The following is a 24,132-nucleotide window of genomic DNA, read 5'->3' as shown; positions in this document are numbered from 1 at the left end:
TGGCATTAGTATATTCGTTTTTGTCATGTTAATGATGGTTTTTTGTGAGAAAGGGAATAGATTTTATGAGATATGATAGGCGTACTAGAGGTTTAGAAGGGCATAATTTTATATTTTTTAATTCAGAACAATTATGAAGGCATCATAATGAGTCAAAACAATACGTTTAATAGACTAAAAAAATCAAGTACTGTCTTTTTCGGACTGATTTTAGGGTTGCTAGTTAGTTCAGATGTACTAGCAGAATGCGCGTTGGCTGAAGGTTATAAGTTACCAAATGGGGTTGTATTTGATGAACACTGTGAGTTTGATGGTGAACTCGCGCCCGTAATAAAAGGTAGTAAGTATGGATTCATCGATAAGCAAGGTGTGATAAAAATACCAACACAGTATGACTTTCCAATTGCTTTTGTAGAAGGTCTAGCAAGTGTTCATAAGGACAACTTATCCGGATACATTAATATGCAGGGTGAAGTTGTTATACCTCTCAAATACAGCCTTACTTATCCATTTGAAGATGGTTTAGCTGTGGTTGTGGTAGATAATAGAAGAGGAGTCATTGATAAACAGGGACAGATAATTATTCCGATAATGTACGATGATTTAATGGGTTTTAATGAGGGTTTATCTGCAGTTGAGAACGAAGGGAAGTATGGATACATTGATATTAATAATAAGTTAGTTATTCCTTATGAATATGATTCTACTATTTCCTTTACAGAAGGCCTAGCAGCGGTTGAAAAAAATGAAAAGTTCGGATTTATAGATAGGCTAAATAATATCGTGATACCCATTGAATATTATAGTGTGACTTGGTTTTCAGGTGGTTTAGCCGTCGTTAATAATGATGATAAGTTTATGATCATTAATAGGTCGAATCAAGTAGTCAAAGAGCTAGACTATGCAATGGTCTTCCCCTTCATTAACGGATTAGCACTTGTCTATGATAACGGTAAGCATGGATTTATTGACAAAAATGGTGATGTAGCAATTGAATTAGACTATGATGACATTCCATTTACTGATCCTTTTAAAGATGGTACCGCCTATGTCAAAAAAGATGGTGAATGGTTCTATATTAATAGACAAGGTAAACGTGTAGAAAAAAAGTTTTAAGTCCAATGAAAAACTGAAAAAAGCCCTTTCTTAAATAAAAGAAAGGGCTTTTTAAATTCATAAACAGCTGAAATTACAGCTGAGTATGCAAGCCACACTCACGGCTTTCTTCTACTTTCGTTGGATCAAAGTAGTCATGCTCGTTTGGCAAGTTGTGCTCATCTAAGTACACGTCTAGATCAGCATCTGTTTTTTCAAACAATGGCGCTACCTTTAGTACGCCGTCTTTTGATAAGCTAAGTACATCAAGACCTTGGCGGAACTCAGTTTGGTCTTTACGAATAGCATTGAACCACACATCTGGTTTTAGCTCAGCAAGGGCGCGGCGGAATGGCTCAAGTTTCACTTGTTCAGTGAACTCGCCATGTTGCGGGTTGTCAATGCCTGGGATGCCATTCATGGTGGCGTCACGATGGGCAGCGGTTTGTTTTGGAATATACGTCACGACGTTGAGATCAAGATCACGAATCAATTTGTTGGCAAACTGATAGGTCGCATCGGTGTTATAGCCTGAATCTACCCACAATACCGTGATGTCAGGGCGCTGCTTGGCAACCAAATGCAAGATCGCTGACTCATAAGGACGGAAGTTGGTGGTGATGATTGGGTTTTTGGCTTGCGTCAATGCCCACTCAACGATTTGCTCAGGTGATTTACCTTGCAAATCTTGGTTTGCTTGGTCGATATCTAGGTTTGGGTGTAATTGGCTCATAATACATTCCTTAATAATTGTTAATATAAAAATAGCGATTTGATAGTGAATAATAAAATCAGTTTTTTGAGAACATCGGTAATGCTGAAGCGTCTCGACCATCATAGCTACTGGCTAGGGCAGTGAAGGCTTGGCTAATATCAGATTTAGCATCATGCTCATTGAGTACAAAGCTGGTCGCACCAGCGCGCAGCAAATAAGCGATTTGATCACGACCAAACGCGCCTGCCATGCGAATATCACCTTCATAACCAAGCTGACGCAGGGTCTGTGCAAAACTAAAACCGCGACCGTCTACAAAACTTGGGACATGAATGACGATCAAGTCTTGCGTCAATAAAAAGTCTTTTACATCAGGCAGATCATCAGCATCGGTGTTGGATGTGATCCACACACCCAATCGGCTGCTGTGCTGCTTGAGGATATCCAATACTTGCTCTAGCAAACCGTTTGCCAGTTTGCCATCAGCATTTAATAAATCTGCTAGTGGGACAAGTACATCAACTTTTTCTTGTTTGTGTAACAGCTCAAGCAAGGTCAGGCTTGATAACGCGATACCGTCAGGCAGCTGCGCTGTCGCTAGCGCTTGCCAAGTATCTTCGCCACTGATGTCTGCGCCATGGCTATCAAGCACATGATGATTAGCCATAGACCTTCTCCTTAAAGGGGGCGATACCAACGCGGTCAATCACGTCACCAAAACCCTCAACATCTTGTTCGTTAGTGCCGCGTATATCGAGATACACATCTAAAATGGTTTGTAGCGTGCTGGCCACATCATCCGCTGGCACCGCTTTTCCTAAGATTTTGCCCAATTTGGCGTCATTACTAGAGTTACCGCCAAGGCTAATCTGATACCAGTGCTCGCCTTTTTTGTCCACACCCAAGATGCCGATATCACCTGTGTGATGATGGGCGCAAGCATTCATGCAGCCTGACATGTTTAGGCGAATATCACCAAGATCATACAAGTAATCTAAATCATCAAACTGCTTTTCGATTTGTTCAGCGATGTTATGCGTCGTTGCATTGGCAAGCGAGCAGTAGTCCCAACCTGGGCAGACAATCATATCCGTTAGGGTGTTGATGTTTGCGCGCGCTAAATGCAATTCTGATAGCTGCTGCCACAATTCATAAAGCTCATTGGTTTGCACATCAGCGAATACCAGATTTTGCTGATACGTACCGCGCAATTCACCAAAGCTATAACGATCAGACAAATCGGCAAGCGCATCCATTTGTGCATCACTCAAGTCACCTGATGGCACATAACGACCGTCCACCAGTCCGGCTTTTAAAGAGATCACGACCGCACGGTAACCGTCCACCTTATGTGCCACGGTGTTTTGCTTATACCAATCAGCGAAATCTTTATTGTCTGCCAATTGTGCTTGCAACTCTGATTGTACTGCGAGCGCATCAAATGACTGATAATCAGGCATGCTGAAATAGCTGGCAGCGGTGTCAAAATTGCCATCCGTCAAGGTCAGCGGACCGTCTTTGGTGTGCGCCTCCCACTCAGCTTCTACCAGTTTGGCAAACTGATCGCCGCCTAAGCTGTCGACCAAAATCTTGATACGGGCTTTGTATTTATTGTCACGACGACCATGCAAGTTATAAACACGCAAAATGGCATCTAGATAACTGAGTAAATGCTCACGAGGTAAGAACTTGCGAATCGTTTTGCCGATAATAGGGGTACGCCCGAGGCCACCACCAACGATCACTTCAAAGCCAAGCTCGCCTGCGTCATTGGTAACGACGTGCAGACCCACATCATGTACTTGCGTTGCCGCACGATCCGCTTCGGTACCGATCACTGCAATTTTAAATTTACGTGGTAAAAAAGCAAACTCAGGATGAAAGGTTGACCACTGACGGATAATCTCACAATAAGGACGTGGATCAGCAATTTCTTCTTTATGGATACCCGCATAAGGATCCGTTGTGGTGTTACGAATACAGTTGCCTGAGGTTTGGATGGCATGCATCTGTACTGAGGCTAATTCAGCCAAAATATCTGGCACATCTTCTAGCTTTGGCCAGTTCAGCTGAATATTGGTACGGGTGGTCATGTGCCCATAGCCTTTATCATACTTGCGAGTAATCTCGGCCAGTTTGCGTAGCTGATAGCTGGCAAGCAAGCCGTAAGGAATGGCGATACGGAGCATAGGCGCATAACGCTGGATATACAAGCCGTTTTGCAATCGCAGTGGTAAGTACTGCTCTTCTGGCAGCTCACCTGCCAAAAACCGCTCGGTTTGGTCGCGAAATTGGGCAACTCGTTCCTCTACCAAAGTCTGGTCAGCGTAATTATATTGATACATGACGTAATCTCAGTTTTGTTTTTAATCTTAAAATCAGCGACGAAAATGATTTGCGTGTGTAATAGGTTTTATTGCCGTTCGCAATGTAAATAATTCAGCTATACATCATATAAGCTTGTACCCAGAAACATAAATTCCTTTCAGACATATCCATATCCAAACACAGCATAAATTTTCATAACGAAAGTTAGGTAGCCTATGCGTATCAAATTTAATGCCCAGTCGCTAGTACGCTACTTATTATCTAGCGACGGCTTTCTTCTCAGTTTTGTACATTTAATCGCTTTTGCATTTTTGCTCATCTCTTCCAACCATTCTTTTTATAAGAGGTTTTAATAACTATATGTCTCAAACTCAAAGCCAAACCCAATCCCAATTCAAATCAAAGCTGGTTCCTCCACACGGTAGTGCAGAGCTTAAGCCACTATTATTAAACGGTGCAGCACGCGATCAAGCATTAGAGCTTGCCAGCACATTACCGACCATCACTCTAAGCTCACGTGAGCGCGGTGATTTAATCATGTTTGGTATCGGTGGTTTTACTCCGTTAAATGGTTTTATGAACCAAGCGGACTGGCAGGGCGTAGTAGACAACATGCGTCTGCAAAGCGGTGAAAACGCTGGCTTGTTTTGGCCAATTCCTATCACTTTGTCTGCGCCAAAAGAAACTGCGGATAGTTTGAGTCAAGGTGACAAAGTAGCATTGGTCGCTCAAGATGGTGAAGTCATGGGTATCTTGACGGTAGAAGAGACTTATACCATCGATAAAGAACATGAGTGTCAGCAAGTATTCACGACCACGGATTCAGAGCATCCGGGCGTACAGCAAGTATTGAGCCAAGAAGCCATCAATATTGCCGGTAGTGTTGAAGTACTTAGCGAAGGTGAGTTCCCAACGTTATATCCAGAAATCTACAAAACGCCAGCAGAAACGCGCGCAATTTTGGATGCTAAAGGCTGGAAAACAGTGGCGGCATTCCAAACGCGTAATCCAATGCACCGCTCACATGAATATCTGGCCAAGATTGCGATTGAAATCTGTGATGGTGTATTGATTCATTCATTATTAGGCGCATTGAAACCTGGCGATATCCCAGCAGAAGTCCGTCAAGAAGCTATTAAAACGTTAATTGATAACTACTTTAGACAAGATACTGTTATCCAAGCAGGCTATCCGTTGGATATGCGCTATGCTGGCCCACGTGAAGCGTTACTACATGCACTATTCCGTCAAAACTATGGCTGTAGCCATCTGATTGTCGGTCGTGACCATGCGGGTGTCGGCGATTACTATGGTGCGTTTGATGCGCAAACGATTTTTGAACATGTTGGTAAAGACGACCTTATCACTCAGCCGCTCAAAATTGGCTGGACGTTCTGGTGTAACGCTTGTAATGCGATGGCCTCTGATAAGACTTGCCCGCATGACGCCTCTGAGCACGTTAAAGTGTCAGGTACTAAGCTGCGTAAAGCACTATCAGAAGACGAAGATGTACCAGATAACTTTAGCCGTCCAGAAGTACTACAAATTTTGCGTGACTACTATGCTGGTATCGCAAAAGAAGAGCGTGCTGAGGTTAAATTAACGGGTGCATCTGCGGTATAAGGGCAGATCATCAGTATAAAAAACTTGTACTAAGCCAGTCGTAAAAAAGGTGTCAGACTTATGGTCTGGCACCTTTCTGTTTTTATCATTATTTTAAAATGAAAAACACGTCCTAACACATGCTAGCGATGACTATTAAATCTCCAAACCTACTGCCAGCTTTTTATATTCTCCAGCAAGTGAGCCACCACCTGAGCAAAAATAGTTCAGTGCATACTTGTCTGGGCTGTCGATGATGAGCTTGTCATCCTTAAATTGAAAAAAAGCCGTACTGTCATTTACTTTTGCCTGAAAAATCGTACCGTGAGCAGTATCTTGGCCCATCAATGTCGCCTTACCATCGAAGTAACAAGTAGGTTTTTTGATATCGCTGCGTGAGCGAACTTTAATGTCAATCTGTCGATCATCATCTGCTCGTACCATCACGCCAACCCAATCATAGCCTTGTGCTCGTTTATCGTAGTCGGCAGTAGCGTAATCCGCTGAAACCTTGTCTGTTGAAAATTTGTCTGCTGAGACATTGTCACCCAAATCATTATTTTGAATAGCTGGCAAAGTAGATGTTGTACTGGCAACTGATTTGACCTTGCTGTGGCTATCGCTGTTCACAGTGGGCGACATACTATTACAGCCTGTTAAAGCAGCTAGGGTAGAGGTCATTATTATCAGCCCTACAATAGAATGAAATTGACGGTATAAAAGAGTCATATAAGGGCCTTTGGTCAAGTAGAAAAGTAAGGTTCGCATAGCATCAGGATAATGAAAGTATCATTAATACAGCAAACTTTATGACGTACAAATAATGGTACAGCCTACCCAAATCATAGTCTACTTAATAAACCTGCCAGCAACTACTCAACCCATTTTATTCTTAACGATGCAAAATAATGCAAAACGATTGCTCCTATCACTTATGCCAACTTCACTAGTCGATAAGCTAATTCGTCACTAAGCGTTTGCTATTTATGCTGCTAGCATAGCTTGCATCATCCCGACAACCGAACTCAAAAGATTGTAGGCCCTGTGATGATGGTCAAGATTTTGACAACACGCTTCTAATACTTTTATCGAGAGCATCATGCAAAAAAAATTCCAACAAATCAGCATTGCTAGCATTCAATCAACTAATAATAAGCCTGTAAAAGCGCGTGTACTTGCCACCAGCGGCATGCTCGCAGCAGCGATGATAATGACAGGCTGCAGTCCAACCGAAGCGACGCAAGATGACGCGGCAAATAGTGCCAGTGGCGGGACGCAAGATGTCAATCTACTCAACGTCTCCTATGATGTGTCGCGCGACTTTTATAAAGACTACAATACTTTATTCAGTACCGACTACCAGAAGAATCACCCAAATAGCAAAGTAAATATCAATCAGTCGCATGGCGGCTCTAGTAAGCAAGCGCTTTCTGTCGCCAACGGTTTGCAAGCGGATGTAGTGACTTTTAACCAAGAGAGCGATATGAATCTATTGGTGGAGAAAGGTTTGGTCGCTGCTGACTGGCAGCAAGCACTACCAAATAATGCCGTGCCGTACACCAGCACCATGGTGCTACTGGTTCGCGCTGGTAATCCAAAAAATATCAAAGACTGGTCAGATTTGGCCCGTAATGATATCGATGTGGTCATCCCAAACCCGAAAACCAGTGGTACAGCGCGTTATGCTTTCTTGGGTGCTTATGGCTACGGCTTGCACCAATTCAAAGAAAGCAGTAATGAAAACCCTGTAAAAACCAATGACTTTATCAAAAAGTTGCTGGCCAATGTCGTCACTTATGACAATGGCGCACGCGCTGCGACGACTAGCTTTACCCAGCGTGGTCTAGGTGATGTGTTGATCACGACTGAAAACGAAGCACATTTGACTGCCCAACAATTTGCAAAGGGTAACGTTGACATCGTATATCCGAGTTATTCGATTACGATTGCCAACCCAGTAGCAGTCGTAACGGCAGTGACTGAAAAATCTGGTAAGACGGAAGCGGCAAATGCTTATCTGAAAGGTTTATGGGATAAGCCTGCCCAAGAGCTCATGGCAAAAATGTACATGCGTCCAAGTGATGAGCAAATCCTAGCTGCTCATAAAGATACCTTGCCTGATATTGAGACGTTTGAACCTGTGGCTGTGTTTGGCTCATGGGCAGATATTATGGATGCTTTCTTTGTCGATGGCGGCCGTTTTGATCAGCTGGCAACCACGAAGTAGTGGTTAATTCTTAGTTTATAGAACTATCTATCTTAGCTGCTTTCAATGAAACGCGGACAAGATAGATAGGGCGCATGTCAGCATTCAAACCATCAATAAACAAACAGTCAGTTATACATATAGATTCTTTTAACAACTTATTGATATATCTGGCTTTGTTTACTGGTTATTCCCTTTTGGCAATAACATACGCATATTCATCATTAAACATAATAAGATGGCGCTGTTAGCATACTTGCATTACACAACAGACATCTTTGAGGTATTTATGACAGACGTAGCTCGTTATCAACAGAAAAGTAAAACTCTTAGTGCCTTGAGTATTGCTGGCGTTGCTTTGACATTGGGTCTAGCTGGTTGTAGCAACAGTGAAACTACTGAGGCCGCAGCTGATGGTTCAGCGACGAATGAAGGGCAAAATATCGAGCTACTTAATGTCTCATACGATGTGGCACGTGATTTCTACAAAGACTACAACCCGTTGTTTGTTGAGCACTACAAAGCTGAGAACCCAAACAGCAATATCTTAATCAAACAATCACATGGCGGCTCAAGTAAGCAAGCATTGTCTGTTGCCAACGGTCTACAAGCCGATGTTGCTACCATGAACCAAGGCTCTGATATTGAGCTGCTTGAGAAAAAAGGCTTGGTTGAGTCAGATTGGGAAAGCAAATTCCCAGACAACGCAGTGCCGTTTACCAGTACGATCGTATTTTTGGTACGTAAAGACAATCCAAAAAACATCAAAGACTGGGAAGATTTGACCAAAGACGGTGTTGAGATTGTCATGGCCAATCCAAAAGTGACAGGTAACGGTCGTTATGCGTTCTTGGGTGCTTATGGTTATGGTCTACATGCTTTTAATGAAGATGAAACAAAAGCTAAAGGCTACGTAAAAGACATGCTAAAAAATGTCAAAGTCTATGAAAACGGCGGACGTGCCGCGACAACGACTTTCGTACAGCGCGGTATTGGTGATGTATTGGTTACTTTTGAAAACGAAGCCAACCTTGCAGCGACTGATTTTGGCGCAGGTCAAGTAGACATCGTTTATCCAAAATACTCAATTAAATCAGAAAGCCCTGTAGCAGTTGTGAAGACGGTAACAGATAAAAAAGGCACTACAGACGCTGCCAAAGCGTACCTTGATTACTTATGGAGTGAGCCTGCTCAGCAGCTAGCGGCCAATCTATATCTACGTCCTAGCGTTAAGAGCGTTCTTGACAAAAACGGTGACAAATTACCGCCAGTTGAGACTTTCCGCCCGAATGATGCCTTTGGTACGTGGGATGAGATCATGAGCACTTACTTCAGCGATGGCGGTGTATTTGACCAATTGGCAATTAACGCGCCTCAGTAATCACTTGCTAAGTACTTAGAGCAGCTACTGCGCTAACCACTGAAACGGATTAATTCAGTTAATCGTATAGTCAGTCATGAAGCACCCCATAAAGGACATGGTCGTACGCACTATGTCCTTTATATCATAAGCCGACCAATAATAATTTTGATAACAATGGTAATAATGGTCTTACAGTGAGCACCCTCGCTAAGTACCATCAGTTAGGCAATAGGACATCACTATGAGTGCAACATCTTCTTCTGCCAGTAAGCCCGGCAATAAAAAAGGTTGGCTGACCCGTTTGCGTCAGCGCAATGTGCTACCCGGGTTCGGTCTGAGCATGGGTATTACTGTCTTTAGCTTGTCGTTATTGGTGGTGCTACCGTTTGCCATGATGGCCTATACCACGACGCAGATGGGTTGGACGGGCTTTTGGGAAACCATTACCCAGCCGCAAGTCACTGCCGCTATCAAGCTGAGCTTATGGATGTCGTTTTTGGCGATGCTGACCAATATGGTATTTGGTACGTTGGTCGCATGGGTACTTGTCCGCTATGAGTTTTGGGGCAAGTCACTGATTAATGCCTTGGTTGATTTACCATTTGCACTACCAACCGCCGTTACAGGTATCTCGCTTGCCACTTTATATGCGCCTAATGGCTTGATCGGTCAATGGTTTGCCAAGTTCGATATTCAGGTTGCCTTTACGCCAATAGGTATTTGGCTAGCTTTAGTGGTCGTCAGCTTTCCGTTTATCGTCCGTGCGGTGCAGCCAGTGCTTGCAGAATTGTCCGTTGAATTCGAAGAAGCGGCGGCGGTATTGGGTGCCAATCGTTTAACGACCTTTCGTAAGGTAATTTTGCCGGAGTTATTGCCAGCCTTGCTGATGGGTGCAGGTATGATGTTTGCTCGTGCCACAGGCGAGTATGGCTCAGTTATCTTTATCGCGGGCAATATTCCGATGCAGTCTGAGATTTTGCCGCTCATCATCATCAGTAAACTTGAGCAATTTGATATTCAAGGGGCTTCTGCGGTTGCACTATTTATGCTACTCATATCATTTGTTATCTTGCTTACCATTAATATCATGCAGTGGAAACTGTCGCGCCGTGTAGGAGCTCGCTAATATGCAAATATCTAATAGCTACGACTACCAAAGCAACGCCGCGACCAAAGATACGCCATGGATACGCCGTACCTTTATTGCCATTGCAGTGTTATTCATGATTGTCATGTTGGTCATTCCATTACTGGCAGTGTTTTACGAAGCCTTTAAAAATGGTTGGCAGTTGTATATTGCTTCATTAGTAGACCCTGAAGCTTTGCAAGCGATCAAACTGACATTGATCACAGCGGCGATTGTCTTACCAATTAATATGGTAATGGGCATCGCAATTGCATGGTTGGTCACGCGCTATCAGTTTAAAGGTAAGCAGCTGGTCACCACTTTACTAGATTTGCCATTTTCGGTATCACCAGTGGTTGCAGGTTTGATGTTTGTGCTGCTGTTTGGACTGAACTCTACTATCGGCGGCTGGCTTGAGAGTATGGGTTTCCAAGTGATATATGCAGTGCCTGGTATCATTTTGGCAACGTTGTTTGTGACCTTTCCTTTTGTTGCACGTGAGCTGATCCCATTGATGCAGACTCAAGGCGACTCTGAAGAGCAAGCAGCGTTAACCTTAGGCGCGACTGGTTGGCAAACATTCTGGCATGTGACACTGCCTAATATCAAATGGGCGCTGCTATATGGTTTGATTTTGACTAATGCGCGCGCGATGGGTGAGTTTGGTGCAGTGAGTGTGGTTTCCGGTCACATTCGCGGCGAGACCAATACCATGCCGCTATTGGTTGAGATTGCCTATAACGATTATAACTTTACCGCTGCATTTGCCTTATCAAGCATATTGGCTGCATTAGCCTTAGTGACGCTACTGATTCAGCAAGTCATGACCAAGATACAAGAGCGTAAATTTGCCAAGTCTGAGCGGCTCGCCAGTGCACCTGAACTGCCAGTGAGTGCTAACGCCACTGCCGTCACTGAATCGACGAGTGCGGACAGTACTGGTAAGGTATAACTGCCATTATCTGATAAATGATGTTAATACTACGGATGCAGTCGCTACTCAGCTACTTGCCACGATACGACAAAAGATATAATAAGAGATACGATTATGAGCATTGAGATTCGCAACGTTAATAAAAAATTCGGCAATTTTACCGCTTTAGACAATATTAACATCACGGTGCCGACTGGCAAACTGACGACGTTACTAGGCCCGTCAGGCTGCGGTAAGACCACTTTGCTACGTATTATCGCGGGTCTGGAATATGCTGACTCAGGACAGGTATTGTTTGATGAGCTGGATGTGACCAATACCCCAGTCCAAAAGCGCCATATTGGCTTTATGTTTCAGCATTATGCGCTGTTTCGCCATAAGAACATCGCGGACAATGTGGCCTTTGGATTGACCTTGTTGCCAAAAAACGAACGCCCGAGCAAAGCTGATATCAATAAGCGTGTGGCAGAGCTCTTAGACCTCGTACAGCTACCACAAGTTGCCAATGCTTATCCACATCAGCTATCAGGTGGTCAGCGCCAACGCATTGCGCTAGCACGTGCACTTGCTGTTAAACCGAAGCTACTGCTGCTAGATGAGCCGTTTGGTGCACTAGATGCCAAAGTCCGTAAAGAGCTGCGCACATGGCTAAAAAACATCCATCACGAGCTTGGTATCACCAGTATCATGGTAACGCATGATCAAGAAGAAGCCCGTGCGGTATCAGATGAGATCGTCGTGATGAATCAGGGCCGAGTAGAGCAGGTAGGCACGTCAGAGGAGTTGATACACCAGCCAGCCAACGCCTTTATCAGCGATTTCTTAGATCTTGTATAAGTATTTGACCTAGCGCAATTTAAGTCAAATTATCAATAGCTGAGCAAAAAAAAGACCTACGAAAGTAGGTCTTTTTTGGTCTGGAGCATTGCTGCAGATTTATTGTCTTAAACGCTTTTTATAAAGCACAGTCAAAGAACCAAAAATCTAAGCGGACACAAGCGGACAATAGTATCTAAGCAAGATCCGATACATCTCTACTAGTGCCGCTAGGAGTGATTTGCTCGTAGGTGATGTCTAAGATATCTTGACACCAATCTGGTAAATCATCAGCGACCTCATACCACATCCAAGTACCATCACGCACACAGCTCAAAATACCCAATTTTTTCAAATGGTTTAGGTGGCGTGATATTGTTGGTTGTGGCTGGTCAAGCATATCTACCAAATCACCCACGCAACGTGCTTCTTTTTTAAAAAGAATTTGAAATATTTTTAGACGTGTCGGATCAGATAGGACTTTGAATAAATCGATAGGTCGTATCGTAAAATTATTATCAGACATAGGAGAATTCCAATGGGCTTCGTTAATAGGGGTTCAATATAACAGCAGTTATCTACAAAATCGATTAAAAAATAAGCAAATTTACAGTTCATCGTCAATTCACTACCTTTGACAATATTCGGTTACACGCACACTTATATCCGCTTACATAAATGAAATGCCTGTAATACAAGGATACTGTCTCAACGAATAAATATATCGAATGTGATTGAAAATGATAATAATTATCGTTATTATACTGCAAGCGATAAACGTGATTTCAACGACTAAGTTTTCATTGCTAAAAAACAGTAAATTATCCTTTTATCAATGACACTTATCACAAAGGTTTTTATATAAGTGTCGTATGCTGTCATTATCGAATAGTGGTATTCCGAGGAGCCAATCCATGTACGTATGTATCTGCAACAACGTAAAAGAAAAGCAAATCAAAGCAGCTATTGCTGCAGGTGTTGATACGCTCGATGGTCTAAAAGATACGCTCGATGTAGCAACGTGCTGTGGCTGTTGTGAGCCGATGGTCAATGACTACCTAGACGAACACCATGCAAAACTCGACAATCTAGCATACGCTGTTTAAATATTATCAATTATATACCTTGTAATATAATACGATAAAATATATTCAATATTCTGCATCTAACTTTATTATACCTAAAGGGTCGGGTGCAAGCGTCCATATAATCTCACTCAAACGCCAACATGTTACATAACACATATCAATACTAGTTGTAGCTAATTATGATTCTCAATTAGCATCTTATTCTTAGTTCATAACGTTACACCCTATACTGCGCCTGTATGCTACTATATTTACCTAAGATTAGAAGCCATTTTATTGATTTTGATTTTACTGATCAGTTTGCCAATTATGCTATCCTTATATAATAAATTGTGGATATATGGTGATCGGTAAAAATAAATAGGGGAGTACGCGTTATGATAGGTAGCCAGAAAGTCATTGATTATTTGAATTTCTTACTAGGTGGTGAGCTTGCCGCTCGTGACCAATATTTTATCCATTCAGAGATGTATGCTGAGTGGCACTATGGCAAGTTATACGACCGTATCCATCATGAAATGGAAGACGAAACGCTACACGCACAGAATATCATTCGCCGTATCTTGATGTTGAGTGGCACGCCAAAGATGTCTGTCGATGCTATCCATATTGGTGCGACTGTCCCTGAGATGTTGCAGTTTGACCTAGATTTAGAGTATCAAGTACAAAAGCATCTAAAAGAAGGTATTGCACTTTGCGAAGCAGAGCATGACTATGTCACGCGTGAGATGTTGGTCGAGCAACTGAAAGACACCGAAGAAGATCATGCGCATTGGCTTGAGCAGCAGCTCCGTCTCATCGACATGATTGGTCTACCGAATTACCTACAAAGCCAAATGGCTGAAGTCACTCCTAATATTGTCTGATATCATCCTACGTATGAATAGCATTCACAGTATTTAGCATAAATAACAGAGATTAAGGGAGAAAGGTAATGACAGGGGATAAAGAAGTTATTCGCGCGTTAAATAAAGTACTTGGGCAGTCACTGATTGCCATCAACCAGTATTTTTTGCATGCACGTATTGCACGTCATTGGGGGCTAGAAGCGCTTAATGACTCATTATATAAGCAATCTATTGCTGAGATGAAATGGTCAGACGACCTGATCGCTCGTATTTTACTGTTGGGCGGCTTGCCAAACTTGCAGGAACTGGGCAAGGTATTGGTTGGCGAAGATGTACCAGAAATCATTGAGTGCAATCTACGTCTTGAGAGACAAAAGTTCGATATTATTACTGATGCCGTCACTTTATGTGAGACAAAGTCTGACTATGTCTCTCGCCAGCTATTAGTCACGCTAAAAGATGGTAATGAAGAGTATGAAGATTGGTTAGAGACGCAGCAGGACTTGATTGAAAGTATTGGTGTAGAGCGCTACATCCAATCACAGATGAATGATGATGACGCATAATAGTACTTATTATTGAGGTAAGTCGTAATAAAAAAGCCAGTATAAGATTGATAACACAATCGTATACTGGCTTTTTTCTGTCTATAGATAAGCTATCTTAAACGTTTCGGATATACAGAATAGAGATGTGTCGTATGTAAAGTCTCACTCACTAGAAAGCTTGTCTTGATTGAAGACACGCCCTAGTATAAACCGCGGCCATCTTCAGGTTTTAGACGTAAGAAATACAGCCCCGAGAGAATGGTCAAAATGCCCAATATCCAATAAGTGGTTTGGAACGCCACTAGTGTATCCATCTGTAGACGCTCACGTAGTAGATTCAACACAGCAGCACCGAACGCAATACCAAAGCTAATCGCTAATTGCTGATTGACCGCCATTAAGCTATTACCGCTACTAGTCTGTGTGCCCTGTAAATCGCCAATCGTAATCGTATTCATCGCACTAAACTGCATAGAGTTGCAGGCACCCATGATGGTCAAGATAGGTATAAACCATAGCCACTGCGACGCATCGTTAAACTGCGCTAGTACAATGATAAGCGAACCCATAAACAAGGTATTGTAGACCAGTACTTTACGATAGCTAAACCGTTGAATAATCTTGCTAACCCAAGGTTTGATACCTATAGCACCCACCGCAATTGGGGCAAGTAGCCAACCTGCCTGCGAAGGTGAGTACTCAAATACCACCTGTAGTAATAAGGGCAGCAAAAATGGCACTGCACTGATACCAAGCCGCGTAAACAAATTGCCTGTAATACCGATTCGAAAGGTGCGAATATCAAACAAGCTCAGTGGAAACAGGGGAGCTGCTCGCCGTTTGGCATGCCAGATGTACGCACCGATCAATAGACTTGCGCCTAACCCGAGTAATAGCCCATAAACCCCGCGACCAGTCTGTGAACCAAACTCGACAGCCAGTGTGAATCCGCAAGCAGCAGCGGCAAACAATACAAACCCTGTCCAGTCAAGACGCTTAGTGTCTTCAAATAGCGCTGGCACCAGTTTTTTGCCCATGATAAAACCTGCCACGCCCATCGGTATATTGATCAAGAATATCCAATGCCAGCTGGCATACTGCACGATATAGCCGCCCAATACCGGACCGACTAGTGGTGCAACCAATGCTGGTATCACAGCGAAATTCATCACAGTGAGTAGCTTATTGCGCGGATAAGACTTGACCAATATCAAACGAGCGACAGGCGTCATCATGGCACCGCCGATACCCTGTACCACGCGTGAAGCAACCAAAAAATCTAGTGTTTGCGACGCCGCACACAGTAATGAGCCAACACAAAAAATGATGACCGCTGATAAAAATACGCGGCGTGTGCCATATTTATCCGCTAAAAAACCACTGATAGGGATAAAGATCGCTAGGGTCAATGCATAGCTAATGACTGCCCACTGCATCTTTAGTGGCGACTCACCCAGTGCTTGCGCCATTTGCGGTAAGGACGTGTTCAAAATAGTAGCGTCTAAAATTTGCATAAATAGCGCTACCGCTAGTACATAAGGCAGGTATTTATCTTGAGTCGGGGTGAGCGTTACCATGTGAGTCCCATTGAACGTCTCGTTATGAATTAAGAAAATAGCGGATTTGCGAGCAGATCACTATGCAAGCTGAGTAGTATAAGAAAGCCTGGCTCATAATAAAAGTGACTCAAAGTAACTGATATAAGATAACTTATATAAGAGCAACGATGCGAAGGGTAGCTAATAAAAAGGCAAAGAGGCGAAATAAGACAAAGAAATTGCTCAGTGCTAATAGCGTACCTATCTTTATTTTAGCAGTAGAAACACAACATTGATTACAAGAGAGGACTGAACCGCCCCGGGATTGTCGGAGACTCAATTTTCTGAGAGAATATGACAATGAAAACACGAAATTATACCCCTGAAATGAAAGAGAGCGCCGTCCGTATGCTGATTGCAGCTAAAGACGATTACCCATCCACCTGGTCAGCCATCAAAGCCATAGCGCCAAAGATAGGTTGCACGCCTGAGACCCTACGATCATGGCATAAAAAGCACATTGATAAAACCATTCCTGCAAACATTCAAGCTCAAAGCCAAGCGGAGCGTATCAAAGAGCTTGAACGTGAGAACAGAGAGTTAAAGCAAGCCAATGAGATTATAAAGAAAGCTGCAGCTTTTTTCGCCCAGGCGGAGCTCGACCGCAAACCCAAGTAATGGTTGATTTTATTGAAGATCATAAACAACAATATGGAGTCGAGCCAATCTGTAGAGTATTACCGATTGCTCCATCCACATACTATCGTGCTAAAGAACTAGAAGAAAATCCTGAAAAGCGTTCACAGCGTAGTCAGCATGACGATTTCTACCTTAATGAGATTAAACGTATCTGGAAGAACAGCAAATGCCGATACGGTGCTCGTAAAGTTTGGCAACAGTTGAAAGCAGAGGGTATACATCCTGCACGCTGCACTATAGAGCGGTTAATGCGTCAGCATGGTATGCAAGGTGTTTGGCGAGGTAAAGGTAAGATAACGACTAAGTCTCGTGATGATCAAAAGCGTGCTGATGATTTAGTTAATCGTAACTTTAACGCCCATCGCCCTAACCAACTATGGGTAGCTGATTTTACCTATATAAAGACATTGAGTGGTTGGGTATATACTGCTTTTATCATTGATGTGTTTGCTCGCGCTATCGTTGGTTGGAAAGTATCAGATCGTATGAACACGGATATGGTGATGGCAGCGTTAAATCAAGCCATTGCAGACAGAAATAACCCAAAAGATGTGATTCATCATAGTGATCGCGGCGTTCAGTACTTATCCATTCGCTATATTGATAAGATGGCTGATTCTGGCGTTATTGCATCTGTTGGTACAACCGGTGATTCATACGATAATGCATTGGCTGAAACGGTTAACGGGCTTTATAAAACAGAGGTGATTGAATATTTAAAACAGCAGTGGCAAGGTGTGAATGATGTTGAATTAGCAACCCTTGAATGGGTCGATTGGTTTAACAAAACTCGCATTCATAGTACGATTGGTTATGTGTCGCCTTTTGAGTTTGAGAGACGATACTATGATAGTCTTACTGAGTCAGACAAAGCTGCCTGACTCAAGCAATCCACTCTCCGATATAGTCGGGGCGGTTCAGACTTTAATATCGTTATGAGTTCTCGTTATAGTAAACCTTCGCGGCAGTCATAAATACAAACCGAGGATAAATTATGAGTCAAGATAATAATAAATACGTACCACCAAAAGTTTGGACGCAAGATAAAGACAACGGCGGTAAGTTTGCTAGTATTAATAGTCCAACGTCTGGAGCTCGCTATGATAAAGAGCTGCCCGTTGGTGATGCTCCGTTACAGCTGTACTCGTTAAATACACCAAATGGTGTCAAGGTAAACATACTATTAGAAGAGCTGGCAGAGCTTGGTATTGATGGGGCAGCATATGATGCCTATAAAATCGATATTTCTAAAGGTGAGCAGTTTGGCTCAGGGTTCGTAGAGATAAACCCTAATTCAAAGATTCCAGCTTTGGTCGATCATTCTACTGATACAGCAGAGGGGCCGATAGCACTGTTTGAGTCGGGCGCAATCTTAATGTATCTAGCAGAAAAGTTTGATAAGTTTCTGCCACTGACTACTGGCAAAGCGCGAGCATATTGTCTGTCTTGGATTATGTGGCAAATGGGTAGCGCGCCTTTCTTAGGTGGCGGCTTTGGGCACTTTTATGCGTATGCGCCTGAACCTCTAGAGTATCCAATCAACCGCTATACGATGGAAACCAAGCGTCAGCTTGATGTATTAGACACGCATCTAAAAGATAATGAGTACTTATGCGGCAATGATGAATCTGATTACAACATTGCGGATATGATTGTCTGGTCTTGGTATGGCCAGTTGGCACTAGGTAAGCTCTATGACGCAGCAGAATTTTTACAAGTAGAAGACTATAAACACTTGCAGCGTTGGGCTAAGAAAATCGCTGAACGTCCTGCGGTTAAACGTGCAGTAGCGCTAGAGCTAAAACCAATCGACTAAACTAAGTACTCAATACAGTTTAGATCTAACAGTACATTTTAAGCATAAATAAACCTTAAACACAGCAGCAAGGCTGATAAGCAAATAGCTTATCAGCCTTTTTACTTATATTCATAAAAATGAATATAATGTATGCTAGGCCTTCCCTTTGTCTTTACACAATGATACATTAGTACAACAGATAGAAACACTAGTGCGTTAAGATAGCCGAGCACCATTACAATAGACAGGTGTTTATACTTCTTCTACTGAAAGGTGATGATTATGAAAGACAATAATTATATAAACGATATGTCGCTATCAAGAGGCGCTGATTTAACTGGTGTTAGTAGGTCAGGCATTATCTATGACGATAATAAGTATGATGACAATAGCTATAAAAACAGTGCCCAGTCTAATAAAAATCCCAAAAACATCACTGTAGAGTATTATTCAGAAAACATACCTAAAAAAATAAAAGAACAATCCACCTATATGATAAAAAATAAAATATTACTGCCTGTACTTGCAGCGCTTAGTACCGCTTTATTTAGTACCACCAGTATGGCCAATACATCGACTGAGTTTACTAGTCAAGACTGGCAAGTCGCTTGTGATAATACGCGTACGTGCCGGCTGGCAGGGTATCAAGCAGAGAATAACAGTGAGTTTCCGGTTTCTATATTGCTCGTACGCCGTGCAGGTGCAAATGCTGGCGTGGATGGTAAAGTAAAGCTTGGCGGAGCAAAGGACAGCTCGTCTAAAGCCTTAATGCAGCTTGGTAATCGTCATCGCATCTCGTTGTTTATTAATGACAAGGATTATGGTGAGACGAAGCCATATTCAGCCGCTGCAGGTAACGCTGAGCTTACTCAAGCGCAAGTAACTGCACTGTTAGAGGCGTTGACCAAATCTAGCAAGATTACGTTGGCCTTGCGCAATTCACGTTGGCAGCTCTCTGACAAAGGTGCTAGCGCTGCCATGCTAAAAGCCGATGAGTTCCAAGGTCGCGTTGGTACATCCAGTGCTTTTATTAAAAATGACGATGCTGTTAAATCTAGTGGCGGTATATTACCTCCCAAAGCAGCGCCAGTACTGCGGTTCGTTGTGCCAAGTGCCAAAGCGGACGATGGTAATGACAAAAAGTTTGTGATGAGGTCCTCTCAGTTGGCATCGTTGGTAAAAGGCACAATGAAAGATGCAGACAGCGTTTGTCCCAATCTTTCAGACAAATCACCTTGGCGTATCAGTCGTCTAAATGGCTCTCAGCTGTTGGCACAGCATGAGTGCTGGACAGGCGCTTATAACGCTGGAGCAGGGGTTTGGGTGATCAATGATAGTAAACCTTATAAGCCAACGTTGGTAACGACCAATGCTACTGGCTACGATAAAGGTAAGCTTACCTCTGTACAAAAAGGGCGCGGCATCGGTGATTGCATGAGCAAAACCGATTGGCTATGGACGGGCCGTGCATTTGAAAAAAGTCATGAAAGCACCACTGGACTTTGCCGCTTAATCGAGGCGGGCGGGGCATGGCAGCTACCTACCTATGTCACAGAAGTCAAAGTAGTACGATAGATAAATAGTGAGTAGCTCATTTGCTTTAGTTATTCAATTCTGCTGTAGTTATTAAATAAACTACCTAAATTTGTTTATTATCAACACTGTTAGTGCTTATTTACTCAGTAATTGAAGAAATAGGTACATATATTTTTTTATTGTGCTATACTGCGTCGCCACGTTAGCTTAGGCTTTCGTGAATTATGAGATTGATAACATCGCCTGCGATTTTGGGTCTAGGATGACCATAAGTAATTGTTGCCGATGATTTTGTGTACTTAAATAACCTTTTAAAAATATCAGTTATTTTTGACTCATATCTTATCTACTGGCCTATAACTAGGGTCTAGATTGGTTGCTGTTTGCCTTTATCTGCTTTGGACAAAGCATTGATAATGAGCGTATATCAAGCAAGGATAAGACACTCGGCACTACCACCAAAATACGTCAGACAGCACGAACGCATTTATTATAAAGACGCTAAGCTCTATTGGCTTGGTTTCTAATTATCGACAATTTTATATTGCTCGGTAATGCTAATAAGAGCAGCGTGGTGAACGGTTATCAGTGGTATGCATCAAGTTTGCTGAATTTACAGCAACTTATACTTACCAAGGATTCTTATGACTGACATCTTATCTGCAATCGCCGCTGAAAACGGCATCATCGAAAGCACTGACACTCCAAATACTGATAATAATACTCAAGCGGCTGCTACTGACGCCACTGAAGAAAACAAAATCACCTTTACTGATCTTGGCATTGCTAAGCCAATTCTTACTGCGCTTGATCGCAGTGGCTATACCAATCCAACCCCTATTCAAGAACAAGCCATTCCTTTTGCTCTAGCAGGTCGTGACCTTTTATTGTCAGCGCAAACGGGTAGTGGTAAAACAGCGGCTTTCGTTATCCCTGTACTTGACCGTTTGAGCCGTGCCACTAGCTTTGACAAACTAACCAAAGCACTTATCCTAACGCCAACGCGTGAACTTGCTCAGCAAGTACATGACAGCGTTCGCACTTATTCTAAAGATATGCGCGGTCTATTTTGTGTACCACTAGTTGGCGGCGCACCATACAACGGTCAGATCACTGCTTTGAAAAAGGGCGTTCAAGTAATCGTTGCAACTCCTGGTCGTCTACTTGACCATATCAATGCAGGTCGCGTTGATTTGTCAAACCTAGAAGTATTGGTACTTGACGAAGCTGACCGTATGCTAGACATGGGTTTTGCTGATGACATCAGTGACATCCTTCGTGCAGCGCCAATCGATCGTCAAACGATCATGTGTTCAGCAACTTGGGATGGCCCAGTAGGTAAAATCGCTGCCAGCTTCACTAAGAACCCTGAGCGCGTATCAATCAAAGTAGAATCTGCACACATCGAAGAAAAAGTGTACTACTGTGATGATTTTGATCACAAAAACCGTTTACTTGATAAAATCGTTTGCCAGCAAGATATGGAACAAACCATTATCTTTGCTGCTACCAAACGTAGCACTGAAAAACTGGCTAAGCAGCTACAAGAAGCGGGCCATAAAGCAAGCTTCCTACATGGTGACTTGCCACAGAGCAAGCGTAACCGTATCGTTCAAGACTTGCGTAATGGTAAAGTAAAAATCCTAGTAGCGACTGACGTTGCTGCTCGTGGTCTAGATATCCCAGCTATCTCGCACGTTATCAACTATGACTTGCCGCGTCAGACTGAAGATTACGTCCATCGTATCGGTCGTTGTGGTCGTGCTGGTCGTACTGGTGTTGCTATCAGCCTATGTAGCATGGATGATCGTCCACAGCTTAACGCTATCAACCGTTATCTAGATCGCAAAATGGAAGTATGTATCATCGAAGGTATGGAGCCTAAGAAAACTTACGTACCTAGCGAAAACAAAGGTAATGGTCGTGGCCGTGGTCGTGGTCGTTCTAACGGCGGTGGCGGTCAAGGCCGTGGTCGTTCAGGCGGTGGCTATGCTGGTAAATCTAGCGGTGGTGGTCAAGGTCGTGGTCGTTCAAGCGACAGCGCTCCAACTGGTCAACGCGCTAGCAATGACAGCGGTTATCAAGGTAAGCCACGTGACACGTCAGGCAAACCAAATGAGCGTTCAGGTGGCAAGCCGTATCAAGGCAAGCGCACTGGTGGCCCAAGCCGCGGTGATAGCAATGGCGTTCCACGTGGTGAGCGTGCTGCAACTGGTCGCGGTCGTCCAAGCGGCAGCCAAGGTCGTCCAGCTGGTCGTTCTGACAGCCGTGGCCAAGGTCGTCCAAACGGCGGCAACCGTGGTAACAACTCGTAATACAGCTATATTTGACGATTAAAATCATTGATTCATTAATCGTCTAAAGATAGCATTGAAAAAGCCAGATACTTGTTATCTGGCTTTTTTGTGTTTACCTGTTTTATATTGCGCCATGATTACTTTATGCCCTTACTTGCCTAACCGTTACCTTGCTATTTATTCCGTCAAATACTACTCGGCAAATCCTAGCTAATAGTCGATGGCTGCTTGCAGGAGTTTTTTGCCTTGTCTATACTGATTTACTTTTGCCCGTTGTAACTCTTGGAGCGCCTTGATGCCTGCCACCTCAAACTTAGCAATTGATAATTTGCCATTAGCCTTTGGCATCATCATGGCCATTATTGGTCTGGTTTTTTATACCCAAGGCTTACCGGGTAAATTTTGGCGTCGATTTTATGCCATATTGCCTGGTATTGTGCTTTGCTGCTTTATACCAGCTACTCTAAATAGCTTAGGCGTGTTTGCCGATGGTATTGGTTCGCAGATTTATGGTTTTACTGCCACTTACTTACTGCCAGCAAGTTTGCTGTTGATGACCTTGTCCATGGATGTGCCTAAAATACTGGGCTTAGGCTGGAAAGCAATCGCGATGTTTTTTGCTGCCAGTATTGCTATCGTCATCAGTGGCCCGATCAGTTTGGGAGTCGCTAAGTGGATATCGCCTGCGATGTTTACCGATGATACGTTATGGCGTGGGTTCTCGGCCGTAGCGGGCAGTTGGATCGGCGGCGCAGCCAACCAAGCGGCAATGAAGGAGCTATTTGGGGTCAGTGATGATTTGTTTGGTATGATGATTTTGGTCGATACCACCAATGCCTCATTGTGGCTGCTGGCTATTTTGGTCATGGCAAAACATAGCGACAAGATAGACCGCTTTTTGCGAGCTGATACGAGTAGTATTGATAAAGTAGTCAAAGCAGTCGAGAGCTATGAGCGTGATCATGCCCGCCCAGCAACCATCAATGATTTGATGGTGATGTTTGGCTTATGCTTTGCGATGGTCGGAGTGGCGCACTTTGTCGGTGGCCAGATTGCAGAGTTCTTTGCGCCTTATAGTTGGGCCGTTCAATATAGCTTTGCCAGCTCGTTCTTTTGGATGGTGGTAATTATTACGGTAATAGGTGTTATATTTTCGTTTACTAAGATACGTAGGTTAGATCATGTTGGCGCATCAAAAATCGGCACGGTATTTATCTTTGTATTAATCGCTGCGATCGGTATGCAAATCAATCTGGCTGGAATCGTCTCACAGTGGCGACTATTGCTTATCGGTTTACTATGGATGAGCATCCATGTCGTTATCATATTTGCCGTTGCTAGAATCATTCGAGCACCGTTCTTCTTTTTGGCAGTTGGCTCTAATGCCAATACGGGCGGTGCTTCTTCTGCACCGATTGTCGCCACAGCTTTTCATCCATCGCTAGCGCCTGTTGGCGTGTTCTTGGGTATTTTAGGTTACGCAGTAGGGACATTTGGTGGTTATATCAGCACCCAATTGATGCGCTTGGTTGTGTCTTAATGTCTAAATTTTCAGTTCTTGCTAAACAAAACCCGCCTTGATGCGGGTTTTTTAT

21 protein-coding genes and 1 other annotated feature are annotated in these 24,132 nt (G+C 43.3%); of the genes, 15 read left to right on the top strand and 6 right to left on the bottom strand.

Features of this window, described 5'->3' with window-relative positions; all coding sequences use genetic code 11:
- The first annotated feature begins 147 nt into the window (after nucleotides 1–147).
- Entirely contained in the window at nucleotides 148–1,116 is a 969-nt protein-coding gene (locus tag ACS8FA_RS21860; protein ID WP_439267199.1) for a WG repeat-containing protein, read from the top strand.
- Nucleotides 1,117–1,189: 73 nt separating this feature from the next.
- Here the strand turns inward: ACS8FA_RS21860 and ACS8FA_RS21855 are convergent, their stop codons facing one another.
- The 3 genes from ACS8FA_RS21855 to ACS8FA_RS21845 are packed head-to-tail and all read right to left on the bottom strand — an operon-like array spanning nucleotide 1,190 to nucleotide 4,155.
- Entirely contained in the window at nucleotides 1,190–1,828 is a 639-nt protein-coding gene (locus ACS8FA_RS21855; RefSeq protein ID WP_101205909.1) for a phosphoadenosine phosphosulfate reductase domain-containing protein, read from the bottom strand.
- A 58-nt stretch (nucleotides 1,829–1,886) separates the two neighbouring features.
- Nucleotides 1,887–2,477: a DUF934 domain-containing protein gene (locus ACS8FA_RS21850; RefSeq protein ID WP_439267197.1), complete on the bottom strand. Its 591-nt coding sequence runs from the start codon at nucleotides 2,475–2,477 to the stop codon at nucleotides 1,887–1,889.
- Entirely contained in the window at nucleotides 2,470–4,155 is a 1,686-nt protein-coding gene (locus ACS8FA_RS21845) for a nitrite/sulfite reductase (protein ID WP_439267195.1), read from the bottom strand. Before ACS8FA_RS21845 ends, ACS8FA_RS21850 begins: the two co-directional genes overlap by 8 nt.
- A 343-nt stretch (nucleotides 4,156–4,498) precedes the next feature.
- Between ACS8FA_RS21845 and sat the strand changes: the two genes are divergently transcribed.
- Nucleotides 4,499–5,761, top strand: a complete 1,263-nt coding sequence (sat, locus tag ACS8FA_RS21840; RefSeq protein WP_439267193.1) for a sulfate adenylyltransferase — start codon at nucleotides 4,499–4,501, stop codon at nucleotides 5,759–5,761.
- Nucleotides 5,762–5,896: 135 nt separating this feature from the next.
- Here sat and ACS8FA_RS21835 read toward each other — a convergent pair whose 3' ends face one another.
- A complete protein-coding gene (locus ACS8FA_RS21835; protein WP_439267191.1) occupies nucleotides 5,897–6,421 on the bottom strand; it encodes a hypothetical protein in 525 nt (174 codons plus the stop codon).
- Nucleotides 6,422–6,839: 418 nt separating this feature from the next.
- Between ACS8FA_RS21835 and ACS8FA_RS21830 the strand changes: the two genes are divergently transcribed.
- From ACS8FA_RS21830 to ACS8FA_RS21810, 5 genes are all read left to right on the top strand, one after another.
- Complete coding sequence (locus ACS8FA_RS21830; protein ID WP_439267189.1) at nucleotides 6,840–7,967, top strand: sulfate ABC transporter substrate-binding protein; 1,128 nt, start codon at nucleotides 6,840–6,842, stop codon at nucleotides 7,965–7,967.
- A gap of 268 nt (nucleotides 7,968–8,235) precedes the next feature.
- On the top strand, nucleotides 8,236–9,327 hold the full coding sequence (locus ACS8FA_RS21825) for a sulfate ABC transporter substrate-binding protein (protein WP_439267187.1): 1,092 nt from the start codon (nucleotides 8,236–8,238) through the stop codon (nucleotides 9,325–9,327).
- A gap of 223 nt (nucleotides 9,328–9,550) precedes the next feature.
- Nucleotides 9,551–10,435, top strand: a complete 885-nt coding sequence (gene cysT / locus ACS8FA_RS21820; protein ID WP_057760265.1) for a sulfate ABC transporter permease subunit CysT — start codon at nucleotides 9,551–9,553, stop codon at nucleotides 10,433–10,435.
- 1 nt (nucleotide 10,436) lies between these two features.
- Complete coding sequence (gene cysW, locus ACS8FA_RS21815) at nucleotides 10,437–11,387, top strand: sulfate ABC transporter permease subunit CysW (RefSeq protein ID WP_102090734.1); 951 nt, start codon at nucleotides 10,437–10,439, stop codon at nucleotides 11,385–11,387.
- 96 nt (nucleotides 11,388–11,483) lie between these two features.
- The gene (locus tag ACS8FA_RS21810) at nucleotides 11,484–12,206 is read left to right on the top strand and encodes a sulfate/molybdate ABC transporter ATP-binding protein (protein ID WP_082624600.1); all 723 of its coding nucleotides are present in this window, start codon (nucleotides 11,484–11,486) and stop codon (nucleotides 12,204–12,206) included.
- 175 nt (nucleotides 12,207–12,381) lie between these two features.
- Here ACS8FA_RS21810 and ACS8FA_RS21805 read toward each other — a convergent pair whose 3' ends face one another.
- Nucleotides 12,382–12,711, bottom strand: coding sequence for an ArsR/SmtB family transcription factor (locus ACS8FA_RS21805; RefSeq protein WP_102090733.1), 330 nt, complete (start codon nucleotides 12,709–12,711; stop codon nucleotides 12,382–12,384).
- A 388-nt stretch (nucleotides 12,712–13,099) separates the two neighbouring features.
- On the opposite strand from ACS8FA_RS21805, the gene ACS8FA_RS21800 reads away from it, so the two are divergent.
- From ACS8FA_RS21800 to bfr (ACS8FA_RS21790), 3 genes are all read left to right on the top strand, one after another.
- A complete protein-coding gene (locus tag ACS8FA_RS21800; protein WP_101205900.1) occupies nucleotides 13,100–13,291 on the top strand; it encodes a (2Fe-2S)-binding protein in 192 nt (63 codons plus the stop codon).
- Nucleotides 13,292–13,650: 359 nt separating this feature from the next.
- Complete coding sequence (gene bfr / locus ACS8FA_RS21795; protein ID WP_057760257.1) at nucleotides 13,651–14,139, top strand: bacterioferritin; 489 nt, start codon at nucleotides 13,651–13,653, stop codon at nucleotides 14,137–14,139.
- A 68-nt stretch (nucleotides 14,140–14,207) separates the two neighbouring features.
- Nucleotides 14,208–14,687 (top strand): bacterioferritin, encoded by a 480-nt coding sequence (bfr, locus tag ACS8FA_RS21790; RefSeq protein WP_101205899.1) that lies wholly within the window; start codon nucleotides 14,208–14,210, stop codon nucleotides 14,685–14,687.
- A gap of 182 nt (nucleotides 14,688–14,869) precedes the next feature.
- Here bfr (ACS8FA_RS21790) and ACS8FA_RS21785 read toward each other — a convergent pair whose 3' ends face one another.
- Nucleotides 14,870–16,246, bottom strand: a complete 1,377-nt coding sequence (locus ACS8FA_RS21785; RefSeq protein ID WP_439267183.1) for a DHA2 family efflux MFS transporter permease subunit — start codon at nucleotides 16,244–16,246, stop codon at nucleotides 14,870–14,872.
- Between the two features lie 321 nt (nucleotides 16,247–16,567).
- Between ACS8FA_RS21785 and ACS8FA_RS21780 the strand changes: the two genes are divergently transcribed.
- From ACS8FA_RS21780 to ACS8FA_RS21760, 5 genes are all read left to right on the top strand, one after another.
- A protein-coding gene (locus tag ACS8FA_RS21780; RefSeq protein WP_439267503.1) for an IS3 family transposase occupies nucleotides 16,568–17,787 on the top strand; the annotation gives its coding sequence in 2 pieces (ribosomal slippage) (nucleotides 16,568–16,844 and nucleotides 16,844–17,787; 1,221 coding nt in all).
- Nucleotides 16,843–16,959 (top strand) — a sequence feature (AL1L pseudoknot). (Overlaps the previous gene by 117 nt.)
- 113 nt (nucleotides 17,788–17,900) lie before the next feature.
- The gene (gene yghU / locus ACS8FA_RS21775) at nucleotides 17,901–18,722 is read left to right on the top strand and encodes a glutathione-dependent disulfide-bond oxidoreductase (protein WP_439265576.1); all 822 of its coding nucleotides are present in this window, start codon (nucleotides 17,901–17,903) and stop codon (nucleotides 18,720–18,722) included.
- Between the two features lie 264 nt (nucleotides 18,723–18,986).
- Nucleotides 18,987–20,279, top strand: coding sequence for a DUF1176 domain-containing protein (locus ACS8FA_RS21770; protein ID WP_439265574.1), 1,293 nt, complete (start codon nucleotides 18,987–18,989; stop codon nucleotides 20,277–20,279).
- A gap of 605 nt (nucleotides 20,280–20,884) precedes the next feature.
- Nucleotides 20,885–22,555 (top strand): DEAD/DEAH box helicase CsdA, encoded by a 1,671-nt coding sequence (gene csdA / locus ACS8FA_RS21765; protein WP_439265572.1) that lies wholly within the window; start codon nucleotides 20,885–20,887, stop codon nucleotides 22,553–22,555.
- Nucleotides 22,556–22,832: 277 nt separating this feature from the next.
- Nucleotides 22,833–24,077, top strand: a complete 1,245-nt coding sequence (locus ACS8FA_RS21760; protein ID WP_439265570.1) for a DUF819 family protein — start codon at nucleotides 22,833–22,835, stop codon at nucleotides 24,075–24,077.
- Nucleotides 24,078–24,132: the final 55 nt, after the last annotated feature.

Origin of the sequence: Psychrobacter sp. 1Y1, from assembly GCF_051847395.2 — a bacterium.
Lineage (GTDB): Bacteria > Pseudomonadota > Gammaproteobacteria > Pseudomonadales > Moraxellaceae > Psychrobacter.
Note: the sequence above shows the minus strand (reverse complement) of the source record. Positions and strands in the feature narration are given on the sequence as shown.

What these genes read in the sequence shown, in the direction of transcription:
- ACS8FA_RS21850 (WP_439267197.1), bottom strand. Translation starts at nt 2,477, where the DNA reads ATGGCTAATCATCATGTGCTTGATAGCCATGGCGCAGACATCAGTGGC.
- ACS8FA_RS21760 (WP_439265570.1), top strand. Translation starts at nt 22,833, where the DNA reads ATGCCTGCCACCTCAAACTTAGCAATTGATAATTTGCCATTAGCCTTT.
- csdA (WP_439265572.1), top strand. Translation starts at nt 20,885, where the DNA reads ATGACTGACATCTTATCTGCAATCGCCGCTGAAAACGGCATCATCGAA.
- yghU (WP_439265576.1), top strand. Translation starts at nt 17,901, where the DNA reads ATGAGTCAAGATAATAATAAATACGTACCACCAAAAGTTTGGACGCAA.
- sat (WP_439267193.1), top strand. Translation starts at nt 4,499, where the DNA reads ATGTCTCAAACTCAAAGCCAAACCCAATCCCAATTCAAATCAAAGCTG.
- ACS8FA_RS21835 (WP_439267191.1), bottom strand. Translation starts at nt 6,421, where the DNA reads ATGACCTCTACCCTAGCTGCTTTAACAGGCTGTAATAGTATGTCGCCC.
- ACS8FA_RS21810 (WP_082624600.1), top strand. Translation starts at nt 11,484, where the DNA reads ATGAGCATTGAGATTCGCAACGTTAATAAAAAATTCGGCAATTTTACC.
- ACS8FA_RS21845 (WP_439267195.1), bottom strand. Translation starts at nt 4,155, where the DNA reads ATGTATCAATATAATTACGCTGACCAGACTTTGGTAGAGGAACGAGTT.
- ACS8FA_RS21825 (WP_439267187.1), top strand. Translation starts at nt 8,236, where the DNA reads ATGACAGACGTAGCTCGTTATCAACAGAAAAGTAAAACTCTTAGTGCC.
- ACS8FA_RS21805 (WP_102090733.1), bottom strand. Translation starts at nt 12,711, where the DNA reads ATGTCTGATAATAATTTTACGATACGACCTATCGATTTATTCAAAGTC.
- ACS8FA_RS21785 (WP_439267183.1), bottom strand. Translation starts at nt 16,246, where the DNA reads ATGGTAACGCTCACCCCGACTCAAGATAAATACCTGCCTTATGTACTA.
- bfr (WP_057760257.1), top strand. Translation starts at nt 13,651, where the DNA reads ATGATAGGTAGCCAGAAAGTCATTGATTATTTGAATTTCTTACTAGGT.
- ACS8FA_RS21830 (WP_439267189.1), top strand. Translation starts at nt 6,840, where the DNA reads ATGCAAAAAAAATTCCAACAAATCAGCATTGCTAGCATTCAATCAACT.
- ACS8FA_RS21855 (WP_101205909.1), bottom strand. Translation starts at nt 1,828, where the DNA reads ATGAGCCAATTACACCCAAACCTAGATATCGACCAAGCAAACCAAGAT.
- ACS8FA_RS21770 (WP_439265574.1), top strand. Translation starts at nt 18,987, where the DNA reads ATGAAAGACAATAATTATATAAACGATATGTCGCTATCAAGAGGCGCT.
- cysT (WP_057760265.1), top strand. Translation starts at nt 9,551, where the DNA reads ATGAGTGCAACATCTTCTTCTGCCAGTAAGCCCGGCAATAAAAAAGGT.
- cysW (WP_102090734.1), top strand. Translation starts at nt 10,437, where the DNA reads ATGCAAATATCTAATAGCTACGACTACCAAAGCAACGCCGCGACCAAA.
- ACS8FA_RS21860 (WP_439267199.1), top strand. Translation starts at nt 148, where the DNA reads ATGAGTCAAAACAATACGTTTAATAGACTAAAAAAATCAAGTACTGTC.
- ACS8FA_RS21800 (WP_101205900.1), top strand. Translation starts at nt 13,100, where the DNA reads ATGTACGTATGTATCTGCAACAACGTAAAAGAAAAGCAAATCAAAGCA.
- bfr (WP_101205899.1), top strand. Translation starts at nt 14,208, where the DNA reads ATGACAGGGGATAAAGAAGTTATTCGCGCGTTAAATAAAGTACTTGGG.